At 64.9% G+C, this 8,774-nt stretch carries 8 protein-coding genes and 3 pseudogenes; 4 read left to right on the plus strand and 7 right to left on the minus strand.

What is annotated here, in order from left to right; all coding sequences use genetic code 11:
- On the minus strand, nt 1–493 hold a 493-nt coding region (locus WAW17_RS20955), incomplete at its 3' end, for a fasciclin domain-containing protein (protein WP_422334838.1).
- A gap of 207 nt (nt 494–700) precedes the next feature.
- Here WAW17_RS20955 and WAW17_RS20960 point away from each other — a divergent pair.
- Nucleotides 701–1,312 carry a lipocalin family protein gene (locus WAW17_RS20960; RefSeq protein WP_422334839.1) on the plus strand — a complete coding sequence of 204 codons (612 nt, stop codon included), beginning with the start codon at nt 701–703 and terminating at the stop codon, nt 1,310–1,312.
- Between the two features lie 13 nt (nt 1,313–1,325).
- On the opposite strand, the pseudogene WAW17_RS20965 reads toward WAW17_RS20960, so the two are convergent.
- A pseudogene (locus WAW17_RS20965) lies at nt 1,326–2,806 on the minus strand (SDR family oxidoreductase).
- Nucleotides 2,807–2,903: 97 nt separating this feature from the next.
- Here WAW17_RS20965 and WAW17_RS20970 point away from each other — a divergent pair.
- Nucleotides 2,904–4,253: a TIGR01777 family oxidoreductase gene (locus WAW17_RS20970; protein ID WP_422334840.1), complete on the plus strand. Its 1,350-nt coding sequence runs from the start codon at nt 2,904–2,906 to the stop codon at nt 4,251–4,253.
- 45 nt (nt 4,254–4,298) lie between these two features.
- On the plus strand, nt 4,299–4,751 hold the full coding sequence (locus tag WAW17_RS20975) for a carboxymuconolactone decarboxylase family protein (protein ID WP_422334841.1): 453 nt from the start codon (nt 4,299–4,301) through the stop codon (nt 4,749–4,751).
- Here WAW17_RS20975 and WAW17_RS20980 read toward each other — a convergent pair.
- The 4 genes from WAW17_RS20980 to WAW17_RS20995 form a co-directional block, all read right to left on the minus strand.
- The gene (locus tag WAW17_RS20980) at nt 4,646–5,035 is read right to left on the minus strand and encodes a LysR substrate-binding domain-containing protein (protein ID WP_422334842.1); all 390 of its coding nucleotides are present in this window, start codon (nt 5,033–5,035) and stop codon (nt 4,646–4,648) included. The genes WAW17_RS20975 and WAW17_RS20980 overlap by 106 nt on opposite strands.
- Nucleotides 5,029–5,208, minus strand: a complete 180-nt coding sequence (locus WAW17_RS20985) for a hypothetical protein (protein ID WP_422334843.1) — start codon at nt 5,206–5,208, stop codon at nt 5,029–5,031. The genes WAW17_RS20980 and WAW17_RS20985 overlap by 7 nt, the downstream gene beginning before the upstream one ends.
- Before the next feature lie 755 nt (nt 5,209–5,963).
- Complete coding sequence (locus WAW17_RS20990) at nt 5,964–6,326, minus strand: hypothetical protein (RefSeq protein WP_422334844.1); 363 nt, start codon at nt 6,324–6,326, stop codon at nt 5,964–5,966.
- 44 nt (nt 6,327–6,370) lie between these two features.
- Complete coding sequence (locus tag WAW17_RS20995; protein ID WP_422334845.1) at nt 6,371–6,997, minus strand: nucleotidyltransferase domain-containing protein; 627 nt, start codon at nt 6,995–6,997, stop codon at nt 6,371–6,373.
- Between the two features lie 492 nt (nt 6,998–7,489).
- On the opposite strand from WAW17_RS20995, the pseudogene WAW17_RS21000 reads away from it, so the two are divergent.
- A pseudogene (locus WAW17_RS21000) lies at nt 7,490–8,109 on the plus strand (FAD-linked oxidase C-terminal domain-containing protein); the annotation flags it as partial.
- A gap of 3 nt (nt 8,110–8,112) precedes the next feature.
- On the opposite strand, the pseudogene WAW17_RS21005 reads toward WAW17_RS21000, so the two are convergent.
- A pseudogene (locus WAW17_RS21005) lies at nt 8,113–8,646 on the minus strand (oxygenase MpaB family protein); the annotation flags it as partial.
- Nucleotides 8,647–8,774 lie beyond the last annotated feature (128 nt).

The raw sequence follows: 8,774 nt of genomic DNA on the forward strand, positions 1-8,774 counted from the left end.
CTATCTGACCGGGCACCACGTGGTAGGTGAGCACCTTCGTGAGCAGAGCGGAATCCGTCTTCAGCGTCTCGATGGTGGCCGGGTCGACCTTGGCGAATGCCTCGTCGACGGGCGCGAACACCGTGAATTCACCGGAGTTGAGGGTGTCGACCAAGTTCACCTGCGGGTTGAGCTGTCCGGAAATGGCCGCTGTGAGCGTGGTGAGCAGTGGGTTGTTGGCGGCGGCTGTTGCTACCGGCTCTTGGGCCATACCTTCGATCGAGCCCGGGCCCTCCGGCACCGTCTCGGCATAGCCGGCGCAGCCGGGGCCTACCAGGTTCGCGGCCGGGTCGGCCATGGCGGACTCGGTCATCGACCCGGTCGCCATCGACTCGGTGGTCATCGAAGCGGAGGTGGCGCTCGACGAGTCGCTGTCGTCGTCGGTACACGCCGCGCCAAGCAACACGATCGATGCGCTCGCCGCGACTGCCAGAACTCGTGTGGTGATGTTCATGGGATTTGCCTCTCTCAATGTGGGGGTGCCGTACCGCACCATCGACAGGCATTCGGAGCCATGTCGAGGGTGGATGGGTAAAGGTTTCCCAATCCGGACCCATCCAATCTTCCGAGCACGCCGAATGTCCTGTGAGAGGGTGGAACGGACCCTCCATTTCGTCTGCCCGCTGATGCATCACCTCGGATGATCGTGAAAGGACTCGACATGAGGCTCTCGAAAGCACGTGGTTTCACCACCGGACTGGTGGCCGCCGCTGCCGGCCTGCTGATGGCCGCGACTCCAGCTCAGGCACAGCCCATGCTGCCGCAGCCCCTCGCCCCGATCCCGTCCTTGGACGTTCAGCGGTACATGGGCACCTGGTATCAGCTCGCCGCGATTCCGCAGCCGTTCAATCTGAATTGTGCGCGTGACACCCGAGCCACGTACGCGCTCATCGACCCATCCAATGTGAGCGTGGCCAATTCGTGCACCACGTGGACCGGCGGTGCCAGCGGCATCAACGGGAACGCACGTGTCAACGATCCGGTGACGAACGCTCAACTACATGTGAGCTTCCCCAGCGTGCCTTTCCAGAATTCGCCCGACGGTCCCACGAACTATGTGGTGACGTACATCGCCGACGACTACTCCTGGGCCCTGGTCGGTGATCCGACCCGGTTCTCCGGCTTCGTGCTCTCCCGCACCCCCGGGGTCGATGATGCGCGGTGGAAGGACATCCGAGGTGTCGTCGAGTCGCGCGGATACAACGCGTGCCTGTTCCTGACTTCTCCGGCAACCGGTGGCAGAGAGGGAATTCAGCCTCTGTGCACGATCTGAGCTCGGGAACCTACTACACCGAGTCCTTCATCCGACGGGCGGCGGTGCCGGTGATGTTCTCCATCATGCCTTTGAAGATGATTCCGTGGAAAGGCAGGATCGAGTACCAATACAACCGGCCCGCCAGGCCTTTCGGGAAGAAGATCGCACGCTGATCGAGGCGCGAGCGGTGTGGACCCACCTCGTGGACTCGCCATTCGAGCCAGGCGCCACCCGGTGCTCGCATCTCGGCGCGCAACCGCAGCAGCGAGCCGCGTTCGATGCGCTCTACTCGCCAGAAGTCGAGGGGATCACCGGTGTTGAGCTGCTTGGCATTCCGCCGGCCGCGGGTGAGGCCCACGCCTCCCACCGCACGGTCGAGCCAGCCGCGCACCGACCAGGCGAGGGGAAACGAGTACCACCCGTTCTCGCCTCCGATGCTTTCCACAACCGCCCACAGGGTGGCGGCGTCCGCGTCGCACTCCGTACTACGTTCGTCTGTGTAGACCACTTCGCCTGCCCAGTCCGGGTCGGAAGGAAGCGGTCGGAGGGTGCGCCCACCGGAGACGCGTTGGCCCACGTGGTCTCCACCTCACCTTTGTCCATGCGCGCCAGGGCGAGTTGCACCGCCTCCCGATAAGGTGTCAGCCCCTCGGCCGGCGGAGCGATGACGGCGTCGATGTCGTGTTCGCCGACCACGGCGTCGCTTCGCAACGATTCGATCAGTGCCCGGCCCAGCGCCACCGGGATGGGGGTGACCAGCCCGATCCACAGGCCCGCGAGTGTGGGTGTGAGCACGGGCAGTACAAGTATCCGGCGATGGCGCAGTCCGGCGACTTCCGCGTAGATCTGCATCATCTCCCCGTACCGCATCACGTCGGGACCGCCGATGTCGAAGGCGCGACTCTGCGGCAGCGGCGCCTCGGCAGCGGCGACGAGATAGTGGAGGACGTCACGGACCGCGATCGGCTGTATCCGGTTGTTCACCCATCGTGGTGTCGTCATCACCGGGAGCCGGTTGGTGAGGTGGCGGATCATCTCGAAAGATGCGGAGCCCGAACCGATGACGACGCCTGCCTGAAGGATCATCGTCGGAACACCGGATTCGATGAGGATGTTGCCCACCTGTGTGCGGGAACGTAGATGCGGCGACAGGTCTTCCGTCGAGGGATGCAGGCCGCCGAGGTAGACGATGCGGCCCACCCCACATTCTCGTGCTGCTGTCGCAACGTTCTCCGCACCGATCCGTTCGGCCTCTTCGAACTCTTCCCCGCCACCCATGGAATGCACGAGGTAGTAGAGAACGTCCACGTCCGCGAAGGCGGCAGAGAGGGATTCGGGGTCCGTGAGGTCGCCGCGGACGATCTCGACATGGGAAGCCCAGGGGACGTCCTTCAGTTTGTCCGGCGAGCGCACCAGCACGCGGACGCGGTACCCGGCTGCGGAGAGCCGGGGAGCGAGGCGTCCGCCGATGTAACCGGTAGCGCCAGTGACCAGTACACGCAACTGTGCCATTCCCACACGCTACCCGTCTCCGCTCCGGCGCCGCTGCCGTTCGTGTGCCGCTGCCGTTCGTGTGCCGCTGCCGTTCGTGCGCCGCTATGGTCGAGAGATGGGCATCGTGTATTCGAGTGTGATCGAGTCCCCGCGGGAACAGTTGTTCGCCTGGCACACCAGACCCGGTGCGTTCACCCGGCTGGCGCCGCCCTGGCAGCCGATGACTCTCGCGAAGGAAGCGGAGTCCCTGGAATCGGGCACGGCGGAACTTCGCATGCCGGGTGGTCTTCGGTGGCACGCGCAACACGATCCGCAGGCCTACGATCCGCCGCGCCAGTTCGTCGACTACTCGGCGTCGATGCCGTTGCGTCTGCTCGTGCCGTGGCGGCACACACACCTGTTCGAGGAACTCTCCGAAGACCGAACCCGGATGACCGATCGAGTCGACACCCGCGTGCCGGGCCGATTCCTCGAATCGATGTTCGTGTACCGGCACCGGCAACTCGCGGGCGACATCGCGCGGCATCGATGGGCCTTGACGCTGACGCCTGATCCGCTGACGATCGCGGTCACCGGAAGCTCCGGTCTCGTGGGTCGAGCGCTCACCGCGTTTCTCACCACGGGAGGGCATCGGGTGATCCGGTTGGTGCGCGGCGTTCCGCGCACGGCCGGCGAACGGCAATGGAAGACCGAGGCACCGGCCGCGGATCTCCTCGACGGCGTGGACGCCGTCATCCATCTCGCCGGAGAGTCCATCGCCGGACGATTCACCGACGCCCATCGCCGGGCGATCAGAGAGAGCCGCATCGATCCCACCCGGCGGCTCGCGGAGATGGCGGCCGCCGCCGGCAACGGACCGAAGGTGTTCGTCAGTGCGTCGGCGATCGGTTACTACGGCCCGGATCGTGGCGACGAGATTCTGCGCGAGGAGGATGAGCGCGGCGACGGTTTTCTCGCCGACACGGTTGCCGATTGGGAGGATGCGGCGAGCGCGGCAGCGGAGTCGGGCGTGCGCGTGGTCCAGGTTCGCACCGGCATCGTCCAGTCGCCGAGCGGTGGCGTGCTGCGCTTGCAGCGGCCGCTGTTCGAGGTGGGGCTCGGCGGCCGGCTCGGTTCGGGAACACAATGGCTGTCCTGGATCGACATCGACGACCTGACCGACGTGTATCACCGTGCCCTCTTCGACACCGAACTCAGCGGACCGGTCAACGCTGTCGCCCCGAACCCGGTGCGCAACGAGGAGTACACCTCGGTTCTCGCCTCGGTCCTGCACCGGCCCTCTCTACTCCCCGTGCCCGACTTCGGCCCGAAACTGCTGCTCGGTGAACAGGGCGCCCGCGAACTCGCGCTGGCAGATCAGAGGGTCTCCCCGGGCCGCCTGCTCGAACGCGGGCACGAGTTCCGGCGACCCGATCTCGAGAGCTGCCTGCGGCATCAACTCGGCCGGTTCCGCCCGGACAAATAGGGTGGTCCCGGGTGTCGAGGTAGGTACCCGGACAGGAGTGAACAGATGACCGACGAAGAATCCGCTGCACCGGCCGACACCGGTGAGCGCAGCCCTGCCGTCGAGGCCGGACTTGCGGTGCGCCGGGAGGTGATGGGCGCCGACTTCGTCGAACGGGCCCTGTCCCGGACCGCCGGAACGGACGGCGAAGCACTTCAGGAGTTTGTCAGTGAACACGTGTGGGGAGCCGTGTGGAACCGGCCCGGACTCGATCGGCGCAGTCGCAGCCTCCTCAATCTCGGCATGCTCATCGCCCTCCGCGCGCACGGTGAGCTGAGAGGGCACGTGCGCGGCGCGCTGCGCAACGGTCTGACCCGCACCGAGATCGTCGAGGCCGTGATCCACGCGTCCGCCTATTGCGGGGCCCCGGCCGGACTGTCCGCGATGGCGGTGGTGCAGGAAGCACTCGAAGCGGAACTGGGCCCCCTACCTACCGAAGACCGACCCACCGAAGACTGACGGGTTGCATCGAGAATCGATACCAGCCAATGGATACGGTCTGCGGCGCCGGTGAAACCGCGGTACACGAGACCGATGGTTCTGGTAGGTGCCGGTGCGGTGAAGCGCACCGTCGCCGGGCCATTCCCTTCCGTAGCGGTCGCGACGGCCGACCGGGGCGCGACAGTGACGCCGAGGCCGCCGGCAACGCAGTGCATCGCGGTTGCCAAAGAAGTCACGTTCGCATGCTTGCCGTCGGTGGCCCGGAAGTGTGCTCGTGTTCTGCGGGAGCAAGAACTCAGCACGGCGGACCGCTGCGCTCGCCGCTGGCATCGAGTTCCGCAATGTCGAGGACGAGCAACTGGTCGACGACACCGTGCGGTTGTGGGACCCGGCTACTGGGCAACCGGTAGCCTCCCTGCGCACCTTCCCTTTCGAAGCTGGCTCGCAGGATGCGCGCCGAGATTCTGAACCGCACCCCGCGTTCGTACCGTGGCGGACAAAAGGGCAAGGAAGGACGCGGGTACGGGCAGCCGTCCGGTGGCGTCGCTTCGACGGTTTCCGGTGGTGCCCCAAGCGTCGGGAGAAGGCCGAGGGCCCGGTTGTAGAGGTCGGCCGCCCACGGGTTGGCGTGACGGCATCGCGGAGTCGTTTGTCTGCGGCCCAACGGAACCCGACGCTTCGAACCTTCCCGGACTGGCGGGTGGAAGGGGCGACGCCGGCGAGGCAGACCAACGCTTCGGGGGTCGGGAATCGGCCGCGGGCCGCGGTGCCAGTGGGTGGATCTGATGTCGCTCGGGGATGAGGCGGTGGGGGAGCTGACCTGGCTGGCTCGGGAGGCTGAGGAGATCGCTGAACAGTACCGCTGCGACAACACCGATAGCGGCCCTCCTGCGAGGTGACGGTCCTCGAGCTGATCGAGCGGAGCGGGACGGGGTGTGGGCCGCCGACGCGGCCCGGTGGAAGGACTACGTCAGGCCACCGTGCCCTCGGATCGAGTGTGCGCGATGCGGTGACACCACGGCGGTGATGACTCCGGTCGGGCAGGTGGCCTCAGGGGCGCACCGTGTTTTGAGGAGTCTGGAGGCATCCGAGACATGGGGATGTGTCGGGGTTCTCAGAGCGCGCACTCCCGGCAGACCAGCTGCTGATCGTCGGCGAGGCGGTTGCGGTTATGGACTAGGAAGCAAATGCTGTATGGGGGCGGTACCTGATGCGGATGCGCAGCCATACTCAGTTTCGTGCGTTCCGGATTGCGCGGCGTGCCGCGTCGATTAGCGCTTCTGCGGCTCGGGCAGCGCGCTTGACGTCGTCGCTGCTCGTCGGTGTATGGGTGTAGCCCACCTTTGTCTTCAACGAAAGCAGCAACCGGAGATGTTTCTCCATGCCTTTCTCTGCAGTACCAAGTAGCGTTGCGGCCTCGTTGTGGTTGTCTGTTTGTGCATACTCGCCCAGTCGCGCGCAACAGATGACATCCGAGGCGGCGATACCCGCGTGCACCCACAGTGTGACGATCGCATCGTCGACATCTTCGTCTTCATCGGCCAACTCCTTGACGGTCATTGCCGCGTTGGAGAATTGTTCCGCCTTCTTCATTCGTCCCGCGCGAACGGCCCGGTCGCAGTTTCGCTCACGTGCCATTACCGATTTCCTTTACGCAGCAGCCGGGTGAAGTCTGATCGTGTGCCGGCTACCGTCAGGCCCTCTTTCGCCACATCCTGCAGGACGGGTTCCTTCTGCTGTTGTCCGGCGATCTCACTCTGTGTGAATTGCAAGTCCCGCGCGTCGTTGCCGGTCCATCTGGTTACGGCGGCGAGTAGGTCCGCTACTTGCTCGTCCCATACTTCGTCGACGACGGCGTCTGGGCGAAGGAGAAAGATGTCGATGTCACTGTCGAGTGTCATCGTTCCGTGCGCGGCCGAACCGAACACCGCGGCGTACACGGGTGGGGTCGTCCAGCCGCCCAACGTGTTTTCCAGCTTGTGCAAGAATTCCCCGAACAGATTTGCGAGACCCACGACGTACTGGAAAGCCAAGTGGTCAGGGTTGAGCTGGTATGCGAACGCGTTGCCCACCCTCGAAGACCGCACCGTTCCCTGTTTACTCAATCGCTGCAATACTTTCCGGATGCCTTCCTCCGAATGGCGACTGAGTACCCGGTGCAACTGTCCGGTCGTAAATGTGACCTCGGGAGCGGCGGCTAGCGCAGCGAGAACATCGCCGTCAACCGTGGGCGTGACCGTCTGTAGGGGCCGGTTCAAGTCCAAGATCACCCACCTCCTTGCGGCGTCGTATGTCGGTGCTCCGACCTGGACTATAGTACGTGAAGCCGTACTATAGTCCAGTTACCTGGACTATAGTACGGCATGTCCCGGCTCGGCAGGTGGTCGGTCCGACATCGCCGTACCCGGCCTATGGAGTCGCAGACGGGTGGTGCGGGCTGATGACGGAGAACGCCCACGCAGGGAGGGTCGATGCACTGGCCGCGCAGCTTCTATGCTGTGCAGCGCAAGGGGTGTTACGGACTGTGGGTTCCTGGCGGATCTGTAATGCGCAGGGCTAGTCGCAGGCCCATATTGCCTCACGTCAAGATGCCCGCGAAGTTTGATTCGTTGCCTCATCCGATTGTGCCCGCGTGACGGCGGTCTTCCGAGGAGGTGTGTTCTTGGCGGCGGCGAGGGTAATCAGCTCGGTGGACAGTGCCTGAATCCGGCGTTGGATGGCGGCGGGGTTGATGCTGGCGCCGTCCCGCTCCTTGGACATCAGTTTCTGCTCATATGGGCCTCGACGAATCGGCGGGTGCGTTGCTTCTCATCCAATGCGATGGCGACGGTTCCTTCACGGAAGTCGATCGGTGTGCGAAAGCGTGCGGAGACGCCGCGGCCACCGAGGTCTACGTGACCACCGACCCGGTCGAAGGCGAGGGATTCATCCAGGCCCGTCGCGTCGCGTTGACCGCACTCGAACGTCTCGGCAGTACGCTGCTCGACGACCTTGCCGTCCCGGTGCCCCGGTGCCCCGGTGCCCCGGTGCCCCGGTGCCCCGGTTACCGGACATGCTCCGCGCCATCACACGGATCGCCGACCGGCATCAGCTTCTCATCGGTACCTTCGGGCATGCTGCCGACGGAAACCTGCACCCGACCATCGTCTTCGACGCGGCGGACACCGAGATGACCGCTCGTGCACATCGGGCCTTCGACGACATGGTCGTCGACTGCATGGCGCTCGGTGGATCGATCTCCGGAGAGCACGGCATCGGGGTGCTCGAGCGGCCGTACCTCGAGTCCATGATCGGTCCGACCGAACACGAGCTGATGACCGGGGTGAAGGCGGTCTTCGACCCAACCGGGCTCCTGAATCCGGGTCGGGCGATCTGAGCATCAGCGATAATTGGGATTGTTGAATTCCGGTATCTCGATGCTGATGGGCCGCAGTTCGGACATGTAGAGCAGAACGAATTGGCGTAGAAGCTCGTCGAAGGTCCAGTACGCTTCCGGGGCCAGCGGGAAGGGAAGCAGCCCTTCCCGTACCGCGATGAAAGGCCCCCACGCTGTCTCGAGCAGTGTGCTCCACACCAACTCTCTGGGGATGTTCAGCCAGTTGGCGATCTCATCGCCGAGCGTGAAACGCGTCAGCGCCCCCAGGATCGGTCTGCTCAGGAGAGTCAGATCGAGTCCCGCGCCGAGGTCGAGGAGGATGTCGGCGAGTTTGAGGCCTTCGGGCGTGGGAGCCAGCACCGGATCCAGCACCTCTTTGGCCTGGGAATCGGCCTGGTCCCACGTCGCGGGAATGTACTGGTCTTCGATGCCGAGCATGTGCGCGCTGATCTGCCAGGAGTGGAGGAATCCCGCGGACTCGTCAGCCGGGATGGGCACCTTCCATGCCTTCAGGGTGCGCATGACGGTCGTGGGCAGACGGGCCTTGACCCCGGTTCTTGGACACGCTGAATCCAGCACCTGCTGGGGAAGCGAGATGATCTTCAGTCATGTCACGCAAGAACTACTCGGAAGAGTTCCGGCGCCAGGCGGTCGAGTTGTACGAG

It is taken from the genome of Rhodococcus sp. (in: high G+C Gram-positive bacteria) (genome assembly GCF_049286785.1).
Taxonomy (GTDB): domain Bacteria; phylum Actinomycetota; class Actinomycetes; order Mycobacteriales; family Mycobacteriaceae; genus Rhodococcus_F.

Coding starts and splice junctions, on each gene's coding strand:
- WAW17_RS20960 (WP_422334839.1), top strand. CDS start 701: ATGAGGCTCTCGAAAGCACGTGGTTTCACCACCGGACTGGTGGCCGCC.
- WAW17_RS20970 (WP_422334840.1), top strand. CDS start 2,904: ATGGGCATCGTGTATTCGAGTGTGATCGAGTCCCCGCGGGAACAGTTG.
- WAW17_RS20975 (WP_422334841.1), top strand. CDS start 4,299: ATGACCGACGAAGAATCCGCTGCACCGGCCGACACCGGTGAGCGCAGC.
- WAW17_RS20990 (WP_422334844.1), bottom strand. CDS start 6,326: ATGAAGAAGGCGGAACAATTCTCCAACGCGGCAATGACCGTCAAGGAG.